The organism is Pseudomonas sp. SMN5 (assembly GCF_052041925.1).
Taxonomy (GTDB): domain Bacteria; phylum Pseudomonadota; class Gammaproteobacteria; order Pseudomonadales; family Pseudomonadaceae; genus Aquipseudomonas.
The window spans coordinates 24,725-41,758 of record NZ_JBKGGX010000016.1 but is presented as its reverse complement, the minus strand read 5'-3'; the positions used below and the strand labels follow the sequence as shown (position 1 = coordinate 41,758).

Annotated in this window: 14 protein-coding genes and 2 tRNA genes; 5 read left to right on the top strand and 11 right to left on the bottom strand. The window is 62.0% G+C overall.

Annotated features, from left to right (window positions below; genetic code table 11):
- Positions 1-150: 150 nt before the first annotated feature.
- The 3 genes from ACLEJR_RS17325 to ACLEJR_RS17315 all read right to left on the bottom strand — a co-directional run bounded on the left by ACLEJR_RS17325 (position 151) and on the right by ACLEJR_RS17315 (position 4,311).
- On the bottom strand, positions 151-1,440 hold the full coding sequence (locus ACLEJR_RS17325) for a virulence factor family protein (RefSeq protein WP_440815332.1): 1,290 nt from the start codon (positions 1,438-1,440) through the stop codon (positions 151-153).
- Positions 1,440-4,082, bottom strand: a complete 2,643-nt coding sequence (gene mprF / locus ACLEJR_RS17320) for a bifunctional lysylphosphatidylglycerol flippase/synthetase MprF (protein WP_440791084.1) — start codon at positions 4,080-4,082, stop codon at positions 1,440-1,442. Before mprF ends, ACLEJR_RS17325 begins: the two co-directional genes overlap by 1 nt.
- A gap of 152 nt (positions 4,083-4,234) precedes the next feature.
- Positions 4,235-4,311: transfer RNA gene (locus tag ACLEJR_RS17315), tRNA-Met, on the bottom strand.
- Between the two features lie 96 nt (positions 4,312-4,407).
- Between ACLEJR_RS17315 and ACLEJR_RS17310 the strand changes: the two genes are divergently transcribed.
- Positions 4,408-4,554, top strand: a complete 147-nt coding sequence (locus tag ACLEJR_RS17310) for a hypothetical protein (protein ID WP_440791082.1) — start codon at positions 4,408-4,410, stop codon at positions 4,552-4,554.
- 59 nt (positions 4,555-4,613) lie between these two features.
- On the opposite strand, the gene ACLEJR_RS17305 is transcribed toward ACLEJR_RS17310, so the two are convergent.
- A tRNA-Met gene (locus ACLEJR_RS17305) sits at positions 4,614-4,690 on the bottom strand.
- Between the two features lie 279 nt (positions 4,691-4,969).
- On the opposite strand from ACLEJR_RS17305, the gene dinB reads away from it, so the two are divergent.
- On the top strand, positions 4,970-6,031 hold the full coding sequence (gene dinB, locus ACLEJR_RS17300) for a DNA polymerase IV (RefSeq protein ID WP_440791080.1): 1,062 nt from the start codon (positions 4,970-4,972) through the stop codon (positions 6,029-6,031).
- A gap of 176 nt (positions 6,032-6,207) precedes the next feature.
- Here dinB and ACLEJR_RS17295 read toward each other — a convergent pair whose 3' ends face one another.
- The 4 genes from ACLEJR_RS17295 to ACLEJR_RS17280 form a co-directional block, all read right to left on the bottom strand.
- Entirely contained in the window at positions 6,208-7,161 is a 954-nt protein-coding gene (locus tag ACLEJR_RS17295) for a hypothetical protein (protein WP_440791078.1), read from the bottom strand.
- 17 nt (positions 7,162-7,178) lie between these two features.
- Complete coding sequence (locus ACLEJR_RS17290; protein ID WP_440791077.1) at positions 7,179-8,894, bottom strand: proline--tRNA ligase; 1,716 nt, start codon at positions 8,892-8,894, stop codon at positions 7,179-7,181.
- Between the two features lie 108 nt (positions 8,895-9,002).
- Complete coding sequence (locus ACLEJR_RS17285) at positions 9,003-10,562, bottom strand: AmpG family muropeptide MFS transporter (protein WP_440815330.1); 1,560 nt, start codon at positions 10,560-10,562, stop codon at positions 9,003-9,005.
- Positions 10,563-10,606: 44 nt separating this feature from the next.
- Entirely contained in the window at positions 10,607-10,960 is a 354-nt protein-coding gene (locus ACLEJR_RS17280; RefSeq protein WP_440815329.1) for an MGMT family protein, read from the bottom strand.
- A 160-nt stretch (positions 10,961-11,120) separates the two neighbouring features.
- Here ACLEJR_RS17280 and ACLEJR_RS17275 point away from each other — a divergent pair, with 160 nt between their 5' ends.
- Positions 11,121-12,128, top strand: a complete 1,008-nt coding sequence (locus ACLEJR_RS17275; RefSeq protein WP_440791072.1) for a DUF481 domain-containing protein — start codon at positions 11,121-11,123, stop codon at positions 12,126-12,128.
- A 194-nt stretch (positions 12,129-12,322) separates the two neighbouring features.
- Here the strand turns inward: ACLEJR_RS17275 and ACLEJR_RS17270 are convergent, their stop codons facing one another.
- Positions 12,323-12,532, bottom strand: a complete 210-nt coding sequence (locus tag ACLEJR_RS17270) for a cold-shock protein (protein ID WP_002554837.1) — start codon at positions 12,530-12,532, stop codon at positions 12,323-12,325.
- A gap of 354 nt (positions 12,533-12,886) precedes the next feature.
- Here ACLEJR_RS17270 and dcd point away from each other — a divergent pair, with 354 nt between their 5' ends.
- Positions 12,887-13,453 (top strand): dCTP deaminase, encoded by a 567-nt coding sequence (gene dcd / locus ACLEJR_RS17265; protein WP_017126297.1) that lies wholly within the window; start codon positions 12,887-12,889, stop codon positions 13,451-13,453.
- Positions 13,454-13,557: 104 nt separating this feature from the next.
- A complete protein-coding gene (locus tag ACLEJR_RS17260; protein WP_440791070.1) occupies positions 13,558-13,764 on the top strand; it encodes a hypothetical protein in 207 nt (68 codons plus the stop codon).
- Between the two features lie 58 nt (positions 13,765-13,822).
- On the opposite strand, the gene pdeM is transcribed toward ACLEJR_RS17260, so the two are convergent.
- Complete coding sequence (gene pdeM, locus ACLEJR_RS17255; RefSeq protein WP_440791068.1) at positions 13,823-14,488, bottom strand: ligase-associated DNA damage response endonuclease PdeM; 666 nt, start codon at positions 14,486-14,488, stop codon at positions 13,823-13,825.
- A complete protein-coding gene (locus ACLEJR_RS17250) occupies positions 14,488-16,974 on the bottom strand; it encodes a ligase-associated DNA damage response DEXH box helicase (RefSeq protein WP_440815326.1) in 2,487 nt (828 codons plus the stop codon). The genes pdeM and ACLEJR_RS17250 overlap by 1 nt, the downstream gene beginning before the upstream one ends.
- Positions 16,975-17,034 lie beyond the last annotated feature (60 nt).

Genomic DNA, 17,034 nt, shown 5'->3' with positions numbered 1-17,034 from the left:
CTGGGTCGCGCAGCGGCCCCCGCTTTTTGCGATTGCTGCGCAATCGAGCGGGAGCAAGCTCCCTCGCCACGGTGGGTTTGCAGCGCCTATTAGATAAAAAGCCCCTGCGGTCCTGAGACGGCAAGGGCTTTTCTGTCGGGCTCGATCGGTTTACTGATCGGCAGGCTTGGCCTGGCGCTTGTTGATCTCATCGATCAGGCGCCTGGCCAGTGCCGGGTAGTTTTCGTCGAAGTGATGACCGCCCGGTAGCTTGATCGCTTCGCCTACCGCAGTCTTGTCGGTGCAGCCGCTTTCGTCGGCTTCCTCGCCACCGTAGATGCACACCACCTTCTCGGCTGGCAGCTTGGCCATTTCCGGGCCGGTGGCCGCTTCGGTGCCGGCGTTGCCGAGCCAGCCTTCGACTTCGATTTCGAAGCTGCCGGTGCGGGCGAAGGCCAGCAGGATGATCGCATCGACCCGCTGTTGTTCGGTGGCCGGCAGGCGGTTGTAGATGGCCGGCAACACATCGGCGCCGAACGAATAGCCGGTCAGAATGAAACGCTTGGCGCCCCAGATCTGCCGGTAGTGCTGCATCAATTCCGCGAGGTCCAGCGCGCTTTGCTCAGGGCTCTTGTGCTGCCAGTAGTAGCGCAGGGTGTCGATGCCGACCACCGGATAACCGATCTTGGCCATTTCATCGGCCACGTCGCGGTCCAGGTCGCGCCAGCCGCCGTCTCCGGAAAGGAACAAGGTCACGGTGTCCCGGGCCTGGCTGGCTGGAACCTCGACTACCGGGATGGCCAGGCCGCCCTTGCCTTTCTCGGCACCGACCAGGATCTTGCGCAGTTCATTGTTCAGCACTTGCGGCAGGTTGATGTCGTAGTCACTGATGCTGGTTTCGGCGTTTTTCTGGTCCCGTACGAAACCGGCACTGGTGTCGTCGGGGTTGTCGTTCCAGGCCACCAGCCAGTGGCCGTGGGCTGCGCTTTTAGGCAGCAGATGGGTGCAGCCGGGTTTTTCCAGGGCCAGGTCCACCGAAACGGCCTTGGCCTTGTCATCCTTCTGCTCGGCCAGCCAGCGCCAGGCCAACACGGCACCCGGGCCGATGCCGCTGACCAGCGTGGCCGGTCCCTGGAGCTGGCGCAGGCCGGCTTGCAGGGCGCGTCCTTGCAGCATGCAATCCTGGGGCAGGATCACCTGGACGATCTGCGCCGAGCCGCTGCGGCTGAGGGTGGTCAGTTGGGTGTCGCTGAGTTTCTGGTCTACATTGACGGCCACCAGTACCTGGGCGCGCGGCTTGGTGCCGGGGATGACACGGGTCATGGCTACGCCGTCGGCAGGCGCCAGCTGTTCCAGGGTCGGTTGCGGGGCGGGGCGGTTCCAGTACCAGTAGCCGCCACCGAGAATCACCGCCAGTACCAGCAGGGCGGCCACTACATATCGCCAGGAGCGTTGCATCATCAGCGTTTCACCAGTCCAGTCAGGCCGCCTGCAATCAGGGCGGCGGTATCGGCCAGCGCCACCAGTGGATCGAGTCCGGCGGGCACGGCCATGTAACGAGGTTCCCAGTCAGGCTGGAATTTATCTTTGAAGCGGCGCAGCCCCTGGAAATTGTAGAGCTGCTCGCCACGGCGGAACACCATCGAACCCAGGCGTTGGGTCAGCGGCGCACCGCGGCGCGGTTGCAGGCCCGACAACGGGACCATGCCGAGGCTGAAGCGGGCGTAGTCATGGTTTTTATAATGTTGGATCAGGCCGACCATCATGAATTCCATGGTCAGCTTCGGGGCGTCGGGGTGGGCGCGCATCAGGTCCAGGCTCGCCAGCTCATGGCTGTGGGTTTCCAGCAGGTTGGCGAACGCCACCGGGCGACCTTCGAAACGAATCACCGCGATGCGGAAATGCTTGAGGTAGTCATCGCTGAAGCGCCCCAGGGAGAAGCCTTTCTCGCGCACGTTCTTGCCCGTCAGCCAGGCATCGGAAATGACCTTGAGCTCCTCCATCGGCGCCTGGCCCGGTTCGTGGATCTCCAGCGAAAGGCCGTCACGGGTGCCACGGTTCCAGGTGTAGCGCAGGTCTTTCATCTCCTTGCCCTTGGCCTCCAGATCGAACCGCTTAAGGTCGACCCGTGCTTCCTCGCCCAGCTTGATCGCCGTCAGACCGATGTCCATGTAGTACGGCAAGTTCTCGGCGCGCACCTGATAGAACACCGGGCGAGCATGGTAGACGTCACACAGGTCGCGGAACTGCCAGATCATCTCGGCACGTTGCTGGGTCGGGCCGATCGGGTCATACAGCGCCACCAGGCTGCGGCCACGGCGGGCATACATCAGGAATGCCTGGTCGTCGGGGTGGAACAGCAGCGCCTTGTCACCGGTCAGGGCCAGACCGCCGTCGGGCTGCGAGGAGGCCATGAGGATGGTCCTGGCCCGTTCCAGCTCTTCGGCCGTGGGCAAGTGGATCACCGGGCGAGCCGTGCGCAGCAGCCAGGTCAGCGACACCACCACCAACAACACCGCAGCGCCCAGCAGCGAGCGCAGGCCACGCGGGGCGTCGGCATCCAGGGTGAACTGCCACCACAGTTGATGGCTGTAGGGCACGTCCTGATAGGCGAACAACAGCAGCCAGATCGATGCGCCGAGCACGCAGAGGCTGGCGATCAGGAACAGCGGCGAAAAGGGCAGTTCTGTCAGGCGGCTTGGGCGATAGAAGGAGCGCCGGAAGATCGCGAGCAGGGCGGCGGTCAGCGTCAGCAGGGTGGCTTCTTCCCAATCGAAGCCTTTAAGCAGCGAGAGCAGGGCGCCCACCAGCAGCAGAACGGTGGTCAGCATCCAGGCGGCCGACAAGCGTCGGCGCAGGCCCTGGGCGAGCAACAGACAGAGCACGCCCACCAGGCTGGCGCCGAAGTGCGAGGCATCCACCAGTCGATGAGGGATCAGGAAACCGATGTGCTCCAGGCGAGTATCGATTTCCGGCGTCACTCCGGAAAACAGCAGCACCACACCAGACAAGAACACCAGCACCGCCAGGATCGGCGCGGCGAAACCCGAAGCCGCCCGCAAGGTCTGGCGCGTCTGGAACAGTCGTTGTGCCTCGTTGATCAGCAGCAGCACACAGGCCACCAGCATCGGCAACAACACGTAGATCAGGCGGTACAACAGCAGGGCGGCGGCCAGCGGCGCGGCCCCCAGTTTGTCGGCAAACGCGGCCAGCAGGATCGCTTCGAAAACCCCGACCCCGCCCGGAACATGACTGAGCACACCGGCGGCCAGCGCCAACAGGTATACCAGCAGGAACGCGCCAAACGGCGGTGCTTCAGGCAGCAACAGATACAGCACGGTGGCAGCTGCGGCCACATCCAGGGCGGTGATGACCAGTTGCAGGAAAGTCAGGCGGCGGCCCGGCAGGCGCAGCGTGCGGCGCCCGGCCTTGACCAGCAGGCTGTCGCGATGGGGCTGTTCCGGCAGGCGCCGACGGTAAATGCCGATGGCCAGGACGCTGGTGAGCAACAACACCGCCAGGGCGATCGAGCCCAGCAAGGCTGCAGGCAGGTGCAGTGCAGCGGAGGCGGCTGGCAGGTTACTGAGCGTTGCCAGCGCCGCCAGTGGCGGCAGTGCGCAACCCAGGGACAAGCTGGCGAACAGCGTCATGTGGGCGACGTCCGACGCCCCCAGGCCATGGCGCGCATACAGACGATAGCGGACCGACCCACCCGATAGCAGCGACAGGCCGATGGCGTTGCCGATGGCAAAGGCGCTGAATCCACCCAGGATCATCGTTTGCGGTGGCAGTGTCACTCCAGCATAACGAGCGGCGGACCACTCATAGCCCAGCAGAATGATGAAACCGGCGACGGTGGCGGCAATCGCGCCGAGCAGGGCAGGCCTCGGCACGTCCAGGATGGAGTCGTGCAGGGCATATAGGTCGAGTTCGCTCAACAGGTGGCGGCAGGCAATCAATGCAATCGCAAACAACAACAGCGTGACGGCAAGGCCGATGGGCTGGCGGTACTGGCTGATACGATCCATCCAACGCAGTCGCTCGGCCTTGATCGGCTGTGTCGCAGTAGCGGGGTCTTGCGGGTCAGACGAGTGGGCGCGCATCAATCACCTCTTGAGCTATGCGCGACAGGATGGGGCTATCCAGCCAAGTTACCAATCCCTGCGGCAGAAAATAATTACAAAAAATTTGTAATGTAGCCTTTTTTCGGCAGACACAAAAAAGGCCACTCTTTCGAGCAGCCTTTCTTGATATTTGGTTGCGGGAGCCGGATTTGAACCGACGACCTTCGGGTTATGAGCCCGACGAGCTACCAGACTGCTCCATCCCGCGTCTGTGTGGCGGCATTCTACAGGCGAACGCTTGAGTGTCAACCGTTAAACGAGGGTAGGTTCAAATAAGCGGCCAATTCACGTGCGGCGCGGTTAAATGCGCGAAATCAAAAAGGAAATTGTCCTACAACTGGCGCTCACAAGTCGCCGCCAGCCCATTTTGGCGCTGGATCAGATTGCATTGATGTGGAAGGTGCCGACGCTATCGCGAGCAGGCTCGCTCCCACAGGAGGTGCGTGCGTGAGCTGCAAGGATTTACAGGCACAAAAAAGGCCATTCTTTCGAATGGCCTTTTTTGATGTTTGGTTGCGGGAGCCGGATTTGAACCGACGACCTTCGGGTTATGAGCCCGACGAGCTACCAGGCTGCTCCATCCCGCGTCTGTGAGGCGGCATTCTACAGAGGATCGAGCGACTGTCAACCCCAACTGCAAAAAAACCTGTTTCGGTTCAAGCGTTTAGCCTATGAGATGAAATGTGACAGCGCTGTAACGCAGATCTGGCAAGGGCTGGCGCTCTATCGCAAGGTTCGCTGCGATTGAAGAAACACATTTACGTAGGCGCTTTCGCGCGTAGTCGAAGGATCTTTCGCAGTACTGGTGCTATATACAGTGACCGATGCGATACTGAGCGCCCGATCCGTCGCACATCTCGCTCGTTATGACGCAACGTAAAATCATCCATGTCGACTGTGACTGTTTCTATGCCGCCATCGAAATGCGCGACGACCCGCGGCTGGCCGGCAAACCCATGGCGGTGGGCGGCTCCGCGGATCGGCGGGGTGTGATTGCCACTTGTAACTATGAAGCGCGGGCCTACGGGGTGCGTTCGGCGATGTCCTCCGGGCATGCGCTGAAGCTTTGCCCTGACCTGATCATTGTCAAACCACGGATGGAGGCCTATCGGGAGGCGTCGAAGGAAATCCAGGGGATTTTCCGCGATTACACGGACCTGATCGAGCCGTTGTCCCTGGACGAGGCTTACTTGGATGTTTCCGCCAGCGCGCATTTCGGTGGCAGCGCCACTCGCATCGCCCAGGACATTCGCCGACGGGTTTCCAATCAGTTGCACATCACGGTGTCCGCCGGGGTCGCGCCGAACAAATTCCTCGCCAAGATTGCCAGCGATTGGAAAAAGCCCAACGGGCTGTTCGTCATTACGCCGGACCAGGTCGAGGATTTCGTCGCGGCGCTGCCTGTCAGCAAGCTTCATGGGGTAGGCAAAGTCACCGCCGACAAGCTGAACCGCCTTGGCATCGTCGATTGCCTGCACTTGCGGCAATGGGACAAGCTGGCGCTGGTGCGTGAATTCGGCAGTTTCGGCGAGCGACTCTGGAGCCTGGCCCGTGGGATCGACGATCGGCTGGTGCACAACGACAGCCGGCGGCAGTCCATCAGTGTGGAAAATACCTACGACGTCGACCTGCCGGATCTGGCCAGTTGTCTGGCGAAACTGCCGGAATTGATGCAGACCCTCAGTGGACGCATGGCGCGGATCGACAGCAGCTACCGACCGGGCAAGCCGTTCGTCAAAGTGAAGTTCCACGACTTTACTCAGACCACGCTGGAACAGGCCGGGGCGGGGCGGGACCTGGGCAGCTACCAATTGCTGCTGACCCAGGCGTTCAACCGTGGTGGCAAACCGGTGCGATTGTTGGGGATCGGGGTGCGGCTGGAAGATTTGCGCGGTGGGTTCGAGCAGTTGGAGTTGTTTGAGCGGTGAGGTTGCCGGGAAAGGCAATATGGATCTGCTTTTGTGGCGAGGGAGCTTGCTCCCGCTAGGCTGCGAAGCAGACCCAAAACAGTGGATTCAATTTGGCTGATACACCGAGGCGGCGGTTTCAGGGTCGCTGTGCGACCCAGCGGGAGCAAGCTCCCTCGCCACAGGGGCTGTGTGTCTCAGTGAGCCCCCGGATCCGCCACCAACCGCCCGCCATCCTTGGTCAGCGCTTTCATGAATTCAGTCTGCAACTCCGGATCGTTGCGTGTGAGTTCGATCAGGCTCTGTTCCAGTTCGCTGGCTTCTTCTTCGAGGCCCAGTTCCGACAGGCGCTTGACCCGGTGGACCCATTGGCTCACCTCGTCGTCTTCCAGGTCGTCATAAATCAAGGCGTGGGCTTCCACCAACTTGCTGCGCAGGGTGCTGCTCAGGCTCAGGGATGAGTCGGTGTGGACCTCGTCCTGGGCGTCGGTGACGCTGATCTGCAATTTGCCGAACTGGCTCAGGTCCTGCTCGGCGAACGGGCTTTCCAGCAGGTTCAGGCGAAGCACGCCGTTGCGGTCGGTGCTCAGCTCGAATGTCTGCCGGGCGGCCTTGACCTCCACCGGGCGCTCGCTCCAGGGCAGGCTCGAATGCTCCGTACGCTTGTCCCGCTGGATTTCATCGATACCCGCCAGATTCTGCTGTGCGCGGCCATGGGACGGGACGTTCATGAACGGGTTGAGCCCGGCGAAACCATAGCTCAGCCAGTCATGGGTTACCGACTCCGGCAGGTTGCCGAGGGCGAACACATTGACCACGTTCGCGCCGACACCGGCCACCACCGCCACCGCGCCGAGGGGGATCTCATAGATCTCTCGCCAAGGTTGGTACGGTGTGTAGCGATCGTAACGGCGGGTGACCTCGAACTCCGTGACTTCGAAAGTCTTCTGCTCATTGATCCGCACCCGACGCTGCGGCAGGTCGAGCACCTTGGGTTCGCCAACATCGATCTGCAGGCTGTGGTCGAGCAGTTTGCGCTCGACCCGCTCTTCGTGCTCGCTGCGTTGTGACATGTGGTTGGCACAGCCACTGACCAGCAGGGCGCCGCACAGGGCGACGCCACCGAGGCCTAAGGTGTTTCGCTTGAACATGACGTCTCTATCTGGTCTCAGCGGCGGATACGGGCCTGGAGGAACGACAGGACCTCGGCGACCGGCAGTGCTTGCGGCTCTGCTTCGGTGCGGCTCTTGTATTCCAGGTTGCCTTCGGCCAGGCCTCGGTCACTGACGACGATCCGGTGCGGGATGCCGATCAGTTCCATGTCGGCGAACTTGATGCCGGGGCTGGTTTTCTTGTCACGGTCGTCCAGCAGCACTTCGAAGCCGGCGGCCGTCAGTTCGGCGTAGAGCTTGTCGGTGGCTTCGCGCACCAGGTCGGTTTCGTAGCGCAGCGGCACCAGGGCGATCTGGAACGGCGCCAGTGTGTCGCTCCAGATAATGCCCTTCTCGTCGTTGTTCTGTTCGATGGCAGCTGCCACCACGCGGGAAACGCCGATACCGTAGCAACCCATTTCAAGGGTCACCGGCTTGCCGTTCTCGCCCAGCACCTCGCACTTCATCGCCTTGCTGTACTTGTTGCCCAGCTGGAAGATGTGCCCGACTTCAATGCCACGCTTGATTTCCAGCGTGCCCTTGCCGTCCGGGCTCGGGTCGCCGGCCACGACGTTGCGCAGGTCCGCCACGGTGGGAACCGGCAGGTCGCGTTCCCAGTTCACGCCGAAGTAGTGCTTGTCATCGATGTTGGCGCCGATGGCGAAGTCGCTCATCAGTTCCACCGAGCGGTCGATGATGATTGGCAATGGCAGGTTCAGCGGGCCGAGGGAACCGGCACCGGCGCCGATGGCATCGCGCAGCTCGGCTTCGGTGGCCATGACCAGCGGGCTGGCGACGCCTGGCTGGTTGGCGGCCTTGATTTCGTTGAGTTCGTGGTCGCCGCGCACGATCAGGGCGATCAGCTTGCCAGCTTCTTCGGCGCGCACGATCAGGGTCTTGATGGTGCGTTCGATGGGCAGGTTGTAGCCTTCCACCAACTGGGCGATGGTCTTGGCGTTCGGTGTGTCGACCAGGCGCAGTTCTTCAGTCGGCGCGGCGCGAGACGTTTCCCGTGGCACGGCTTCGGCTTTCTCGATGTTGGCGGCGTAGTCGGAGCCATTGCTGAAGACGATGTCGTCTTCACCGGACTCGGCCAGTACGTGGAATTCATGGGAGCCGGCACCACCGATGGAGCCGTTGTCGGCTTCGACCGGGCGGAATTTCAGGCCCAGGCGGCTGAACACGTTGCAATACGCCTGGTGCATGCGGTCATAGGTGACTTGCAGCGAAGCCAGGTCGGTGTGGAACGAGTAAGCGTCCTTCATGATGAATTCGCGACCGCGCATCAGGCCGAAGCGCGGGCGGATTTCATCGCGGAACTTGGTCTGGATCTGATACAGGTTGATCGGCAACTGCTTGTAGCTGCTCAGCTCATTGCGCATCAGATCGGTGATCACTTCCTCGTGGGTCGGACCTGCACAGAAGTCACGACCGTGGCGGTCTTTGATGCGCAGCAGCTCGGGGCCGTATTCTTCCCAGCGTCCCGATTCCTGCCACAGCTCGGCCGGTTGGGTACCCGGCATCAACACTTCCAGAGAGCCGGCGGCGTCCATTTCTTCGCGAACGATGGCTTCAACCTTGCGCATGACCCGCAGGCCCATCGGCAGCCAGGTGTACAGGCCCGAAGCGAGTTTGCGGATCATGCCGGCACGCAGCATCAGCTGATGGCTGATCACGACGGCGTCGGAAGGCGTTTCTTTCTGTGTGGCGAGCAAAAATTGACTGGTGCGCATGGTTGGCCGTTGTCGGTTGCTGATGACGAGAAATGACGGAGCATTGTACGGGCGAGATGCCCTGGCGTACAGGCGCGTGGCCGGACGCCAGGGACAAACTGAAGTTTCCTACGATTCTTCCGCCGGGCGGGTGGGCGCCGGTTCGACGGTGGGCGCCTCACCCTGACGGCGATTTTCCTGGAACCAGTGCAGCGCAATCAGCAACAGGGTCGGGACGCCCAGCAGCGCGGTAATCAGGAAGAAGTTGTGATAGCCGAACTTTTCCACCATCACCCCTGAATAACCCCCGATCAGGCGCGGCAGCAATAGCATGATCGAGCTGAGCAGCGCATATTGGGTGGCCGAGAACTTCAGGTTGGTCAGGCTCGACAGGTAGGCCACGAAGGCCGATGTCGCCAGGCCGGAGCTGAAGTTGTCCAGAGAGATGGTCAGGATCAGCATCTTCAGGTTGGCGCCCATGTCGGTCAACATCAGGAACAGGATGTTGGTAGCGGCCGAGGCGGCGCCGCCGATGAACAGGATCGGCAGGATGCCGAAGCGCACGATCAGCAGGCCGCCCATGCCGGCGCCGACCAGGGTCATGATCAGCCCGAAGATCTTGCTGACGCTGGCGATCTGATCCTTGGTGAAACCCTGGTCGATATAGAAGACGTTGGCCATGACGCCCATGACCGTGTCGGACATCCGGTAGGTCGCGATCAGCCCGAGCAGCAGCAGGGCCTGCCAGCGGTAGCGCACAATGAAGTCATTGACCGGTGTCAGTACTGGCGCCAGGCCGCGGCGGCCCATGGACGACAGGCACAGGGCGGTCAGGATGATGTAGAGGATCGCCCGCAGGAAGGCGCGGTCTTCGAGCAGGAGGTCGAGCAGGCTGACGCCCTCGAACAGTACGCTGGCGAAGTCGGTGTTATAGAGCTGGGTGAACATCGCCGGGACTGATACCAGCAACACGATCAGCACGAATACCGAGGCCAACTGGTGGACGAACGTGTAGCGTCCGGCCTGCAATTGCGTGCGCAGCGGTACCGGCGGTTCACGCATGAGCAGCGAGGTGAGCAGCGCCGGGACCATCAGCACGCCGAACAACAGGTACGTGCCCGCCCAGGCCGAGTGCTTGTAGCTGAAACCGGTGGAGCCGAAGCCTTCGGCGAAAAACAGCGCACCGGCGGTCGCCAGCAGGGCGGCGACCCGATAACCGGACATGTAGCTGGCGGCCAGTGCGGCCTGGCGGGTGTCGTCGGCGATTTCCAGTCGATAGGCATCGACGGCGATGTCCTGCGTGGCCGAGGCGAAGGCGACGATCACCGCGATGGCGATCAACCATGACAAGTGTTTTTGCGGATCGCAAAAGCCCATGCCGATCAGGCCCAGGATCACCAGGGACTGGGAGAGCACCAGCCAGGAACGGCGCCGGCCCAGTTTGCCGAGCAGAGGCAGGCGCCACTGGTCGAGCAGCGGCGACCAGACCCACTTGAAAGCGTAAGCCAGACCGATCAGGCTCGCATAGCCGATGGTTTCGCGGGCCACGCCGGCCTCGCGCAACCAGACCGAAAGCGTGGAAAACACCAGCATGTAGGGCAGGCCAGCGGCGAAGCCAAGCAGCAACAGCACGAGCGTCGAGGGACTGGCATAGGCGGCGAGGGCGGCGCGCCAGGTTTTACGGGGCATGGGCTGGAGTCTGCCTCAAAAATTGCGAAAACAAAGCGCGCACTCTAACCGCTGTCCTCTACCGGGCGCCAGCCATGGCGCTGAATATCAACACGATTATTCAGGACACTGATCCCCTCGGTGCGCAGCCGTGCGCGTTGTTCATCGCCTGAGACGCTCCCCGCCGGCAGGCTGATTCGCCCGCCGGCACCGAGCACGCGGTGCCAGGGCAGCCTGGTGTCATCGGGCAATTGGCTCAGGGTGCGCCCGACCCAGCGTGCGGCACGACCGAGACCGGCCATCTCGGCGAGCTGGCCGTAGGTGACCACTTTGCCCGCCGGTACTTGGGCCAGGGTCAGATAAAGGGTGGTGCGGCGAATGTGAGCGGCGCTTTCGGTGTCCGTGGGGTTGTCAGTCACGGTGCAGGGTTCCTGTAGGAAGAGTCCGTTTGTAGATTAATTCCTACAGGACCGGGTGAGAAATGAACTCAACGGGAATACTCGGGTCAGTCGTTCCTGAGGTGTCGTCCTGGGGGATAATGCCGCCTTTTCAACGCAAACTTGAGCTCTTTATACGCTTATGTTGTCCAGAACCCTGCTATGCCTAGCCGTTACCAGCGTGTCCATGCCCTTGCTTGCCGATACCGTCTGGTTGAAGAACGGTGACAAACTCAGCGGCAAGATCACCGTCTTCGATGGCGGCAAACTGCTGATCCAGACCGATTACGCCGGTGCGATTCCCATCGACTGGAAACAGGTCAAGACCCTTGAAAGCGATCAGCAGCTGTTGGTCAAGCAGGACGCCTACAGCGGCGAAAAAGCCAAGTCGTTGCAGGCGGCCGAAGATGGCAAGGTGACCCTGGCCAATGGCGAGGCGCCCAAGACGGTCGAGCTTGCCAGCATCCAGCAGATCCTCAAGCCCAAGCCAGTCGTCGAGGATCTCGTCTGGAAGGGCAATATCGACGCCGCGTTGGATTACAAGCGGGCGGAAAACGATACAGACGACTACGACATCGACTTCAAGACCTCGGCGCGCCACGGCCGCTGGCGGCATAACGCCGAAGGCGAATACAACCGCGAATTCCAGGATGACGTGGTGTCCACCGATAACTGGCGCCTGGAATATTCCCTCGACCGGTTCCTGACGGACAAATGGTTCTGGCAGGGGCGCCTGAATTACAAGCGCGACAAGGTCGAAGACCTGGCTCGCCAGCGCGTGGTCGGTACCGGCCCGGGCTACCAGTTCTGGGACGACGAACTGGGTGCATTCTCCCTCGGTTCGTTGCTCAACCGCACCGATTACGAATACAAGGACGGTGGCAAGGACAACTTCTATTCCGTCGCCATGAAATGGGACTACAACCGCTACCTGATAGGCAAGCGCGTCGAGTTCTTCACCAACGGAGAGGTTGGCAAGCCGCTGTCCGGCGTGGCGGAGTACGCCTACGACACGGAAGTGGGGCTGCGCTACAAGGTCACCGACTGGGCATCGCTCAATCTCAAGGCCGAGAAAGATGTCATCGAGGGTTCCGAAGACAGCGACCTGAGCAAGACCCGCTATACGGCCGGGTTCGGCGTGACCTGGTAATCCAGGCTCACCCATATCCCCCCTGTGGGAGCGAGCTTGCTCGCGATAACGGTGGATCAGCAACATCAACGTTAGCTGACAGACCGCTATCGCGAGCAAGCTCGCTCCCACAGTTCTTTGTGCGCTGGCAAAACTGACAGACACAAAAAAGCCCCGCTTCTGAGGGCGGGGCTTTTTACTAAAGCAAGGACAAGTTAGATAACTTGTACTTCTTCAGCTTGCATGCCTTTCTGACCGCGGGTAGCGATGAAAGAAACCTGTTGGCCTTCTTTCAGGCTTTTGAAGCCGTCGGATTGGATAGCTTTGAAGTGAACAAACAGGTCGTCACCGGATTGTGGGGTGATGAAGCCGAAGCCTTTTTCATCGTTGAACCACTTAACGGTACCGGTTTGGCGATTAGACATGGTGTAACTCCTTGAACAAAGATAACTGCGACTCAGGAAGAACCCTGGCCGAGACTGAGTGCAAAGAGCAGGAAAAATTCTTGTAGATGGTTGGATCGAAATTCAACATATCGTGTAGAGATTCTCAGTGACACAAGCAGCACAGTGGCGTCACCTTAACCCTTTTTCCGGAACGTGCCAATGGTCTTTGCGAAGGTTTCTCGGATTTGGTGACTGACGGCGCCGACGCTGCCCGCAGGGCCCCGTAAATCCAGGCGGATCGGCGAGAATTGCGTCCTGCGCTTTGAACCCGGCCCCGCGCCCCGGTAAGATGCCGGACGTATTTTTTCCACCTCGCTATTCAGGACACACGCCATGAGCATCAAATCGGACAAGTGGATTCGCCGCATGGCGCAGGAGCACGGCATGATCGAGCCCTTCGTCGAACGCCAGATGCGTGGCGAAGGTGCCGACCGGCTGATCTCCTTCGGTGTCTCCAGCTACGGCTACGATGTGCGTTGCGCCGACGAATTCAAGGTGTTCACCAACATCAATTCGGCGACCGTCGACCCGAAGAATTTCGATGAGAAGAGCTTCGTCGACATCAAGAGCGACGTCTGCATCATCCCGCCGAACTCGTTCGCGCTGGCCCGCACCGTCGAGTATTTCCGCATACCGCGCAATGTCCTGACCATCTGCCTGGGCAAGAGCACGTATGCCCGCTGCGGCATCATCGTCAACGTCACGCCGCTGGAGCCGGAATGGGAGGGCCATGTGACCCTGGAGTTCTCCAATACCACGACCTTGCCGGCAAAGATCTACGCCAACGAAGGCGTGGCGCAGATGCTGTTCCTGGAGTCCGACGAGGAGTGTGAAGTGTCCTACAAGGATCGGGGCGGCAAGTATCAGGGCCAGCGCGGTGTGACCCTGCCGCGTACCTGAATCTGACGAGCTGAGGGAATTCCTGGGCGGGCAGGCACTCTATTGGGTGTACTGCCCGCTTTTTTTCGCGTCAGCGCAGCGGGCCTTCGCTCAGGAGTTGCTCTATGAAGATCGATCCGCGAATCAGTGCCGAACTGGCAAGGCTTGAGCCCAATCAGATCGGCGTCATGGCCTGGTCGCTGCTGGCCCATCCTGCCGAATCGGCGGGCGGCATCCCCGGCCAGCCTGATCCCGACACCCCTAACGAACAACCTACCGAGCCCGGCGAACCCACCCTTCCGGACGAGCCGCCTCCTGCGCCTGTAGCATGACTTCAGCTGCACGCTGAAAGCCACAAGCTGCAAGGAGGCGCGGTGCTTCGCTTGCAGCTTAAGGCGTGGCGCTGACGGGCCATATTTCGCCGTCGCCGATGACGAAAATCCTGCAGTCGTTGTCTTGCTCGACCCGATAACCGCCCGTGAATGCCCCGAAGGCCGGTAGCAGGCTGATCTCGCTGCCCAGACGAAAGCACGCCAGGCGCAAGCGTTCCCGCCCTTTGCCCCGCAGGTGATAGACCGGGTGCACATGCCCGGCGAGCACATGACGGCTGGGATGCGGGTCGGGCTCGTGTTGCACGGCGAACGGGCCCAGTAGCAGCGGCTCCGGCACCACGCGGATGTTCAGGGTCGACGGTGGATCGCCGGCGCGTTTGTCATGGTTGCCGCGAATCAGCGTTATCGCCAACTGCGGATGACGCCCACGCCAGTCGTGAAGCGCTTTCAGGGTGCCGGTCGCATGGGAGCCGGGGCCGTGGAGAAAATCCCCGAGAAAGATCAACTGTCGACAGGGCAGGGTAGCCAGCAGGCCGTCCAGCACTGTGATGTTACTGGCCGTGGTGCCATGGGGCACCGGTTGGCCGAGGCTGCGATAGGCGGCAGCCTTGCCGAAATGTACATCGGCCACCATCAGGGTTTCCTGGGCGGGCCAATACAGGGCTTTTTCCGGCAGCAGCCAGAGTTCCTCACCGGCCAGATTGACTGGATAGGGCGCCGGCATCAGGCGTCACCGTCATCGGCGGTTTTCTCCAGCTCGCTGACCATCCGCCGGATGCGATCGGCGAGCTTCTCCGAACTCATGCTTTCCCTGAATCGCTCCACCAACAGCGGAAAGCCGAGGGGCGTCGGGCGTTTGATCACATGCAGGTCCAGCTTCAGCGCGTTGAGGCGTTCCAATGTCTGCTCCAGTCGACGGATATCCAATTCTTCCCGCAAGACTTCCTCGCCGGCCTGGGCCAGCAGCAGGTTGTCGGCGTCGTACTGCTTGAAAACCTGAAAGAACAGCCCGCTGGAGGCCTGGACCTGGCGGGTGCTTTTCGGCGCGCCGGGGTAGCCGGCGAACACCAGCCCGGCGATCCGGGCGATTTCCCGAAAGCGCCGCAGGGCCAGTTCGCCGGCGTTGAGGCTGGCGAGCACATCGGCCAGCAGATGTTCGGTGCTCAACAGTTGCGGGGTCAGGTAGCGGGACCAGTCCACTGCCGTGGCGCTGAGCAATTCCAGCCCGTAGTCATTGACCGCGATGGAGAACGTCACCGGTTGCTGCTGGCTGACGCGCCAGGCCATCAGGCTTGCCAGCCCGAGATGCACCTGGCGCCCGGCAAACGGGTACAGAAACAGGTGCCAGCCTTCCCGGGACTTGAGTGCTTCAGCCAGCAGCGAGTCTAGCGTGGGCAAGCCGGACCAGCGTTGCTGGGTCAGCAGCAGGGGCTTTACCGCTTGCATCTCCGGGCCGGCGAAGCGGCCGGCGGCGGCCTCGCTGAGACGGGCCACGACAGCGGCCGCCAGTTCGTTGGAAAGCGGCATCCGCCCGCCGTTCCAGCGTGGGACGGCGGCTTTTTTGGCCTGGCTGCGTCGCACGTAGGCGGTCATGTCTTCGACCCGTACCAGTTCCAATAGCCGCCCGGCGAACAGGAAACCGTCACCGGGTCGCAGACGGGCGATAAAGCCTTCTTCCACGCTGCCCAGGGTCTTGCCGCCACCGCCCTTGCTCCAGAACTTCAATTGCAGGCTGGCATCGCTGACGATGGTGCCGATGCTCATGCGATGACGGCGGGCCAGGCGGGCGTCAGGCACACGCCAGATTCCATGCTCGTCCGGTTCGACCCGCCGGTAATCCGGGTAGGCAGTCAACGACAGGCCGCCGTGACGCACGAAGGCCAAGGCCCAGGCCCATTCGGCCGAGTTCAGGTCGCGATAGGCCCAGGCGCCGCGCACTTCTTCAAACAGTTCCTCGGGAACGAAACCGCCACCCAGGGCCATGCTGACCAGGTGCTGCACCAGCACGTCCAAGGGCTTGTAGGGTGATTCGCGAGGTTCGATGCGCCGTTGGGCCACGGCGTCCTGGGCAGCGGCGGCCTCGATCAACTCCAGGCTATGGGTTGGCACCAGGGTCACTCGCGAGACGCGTCCCGGCGCGTGACCGGAGCGCCCGGCGCGCTGCATCAGGCGCGCCACGCCCTTGGCCGAACCGATCTGCAGCACGCGTTCCACTGGCAGGAAGTCCACGCCCAGATCCAGGCTGGAGGTGCAGACCACGGCTTTGAGCTGGCCGTCCTTCAGGGCGCTTTCGACCCAGTCGCGGGTCTCGCGGGACAGCGCGCTGTGGTGCAGGGCGATCAGCCCGGCCCAGTCGGGTCTCGCCTCGAGGATCGCCTGATACCAGATTTCCGATTGGGCCCGGGTGTTGGTGAACACCAGGCAACTGCTGCTGGCGTCGATCTCTGCCACCACTTGGGGCAGCATTTTCAGGCCGATGTGTCCGGCCCAGGGAAAACGCTCGAGGGCTGGCGGCAACAGCGTGTCGACCAGCAGTTCCTTGCCATTGGCCCCTTGCACGCTCACGCCATTGCCTTGGGGCAGCAGCACCTGTTCGGCATGGGCCTGATTGCCCAAGGTGGCGGACACACCCCAGACGATGAGTCCGGGATTCCAGTGGCGCAGGCGCGCCAGGGCCAATTGCAACTGCACCCCCCGTTTGTTGCCGATCAACTCGTGCCACTCATCCACCACGACCATGCGTAGGGTCGAAGTCGCGGTTTGCGCGTCGGCCCGGGCGAGCATCAGGGTCAGGCTTTCGGGGGTGGTAATCAGCGTGCTGGGCAAGCGTCGGCCTTGGCGGGCCCGTTCGCTGGCGCTGGTATCGCCGGTGCGCAGGCCGACGCTCCAGGGCAGTTGCAGATCGGCCAGCGGTGCTTCGAGGGCTTTGCCGGTATCGGCGGCCAGGGCCCGCATCGGTGTGATCCACAGCACCGTCAGCGGTTCGGCCGGCGGTTTGCGTTTGCGCGGCTTATCCGCAGGTGGAAGGTGTCGGGCGAAGCGGTTGAGGGCGGCGAACCAGACTGCATAGGTCTTGCCGGCGCCGGTGCTGGCATGCAACAACCCCGATTCCCCACGCTTGACGGCGGCCCAGACCTGCTTCTGAAAAGCGAACGGCTTCCAGCCGCGGGCGCTGAACCATTGTCTTGCGAAGTCGTTGGATGTCGCCATGCCTGCCGCGTGCGCCCTGGGAGTGTTCTCTCAGTGACCACGCAGGAACGCGAAAGGTTT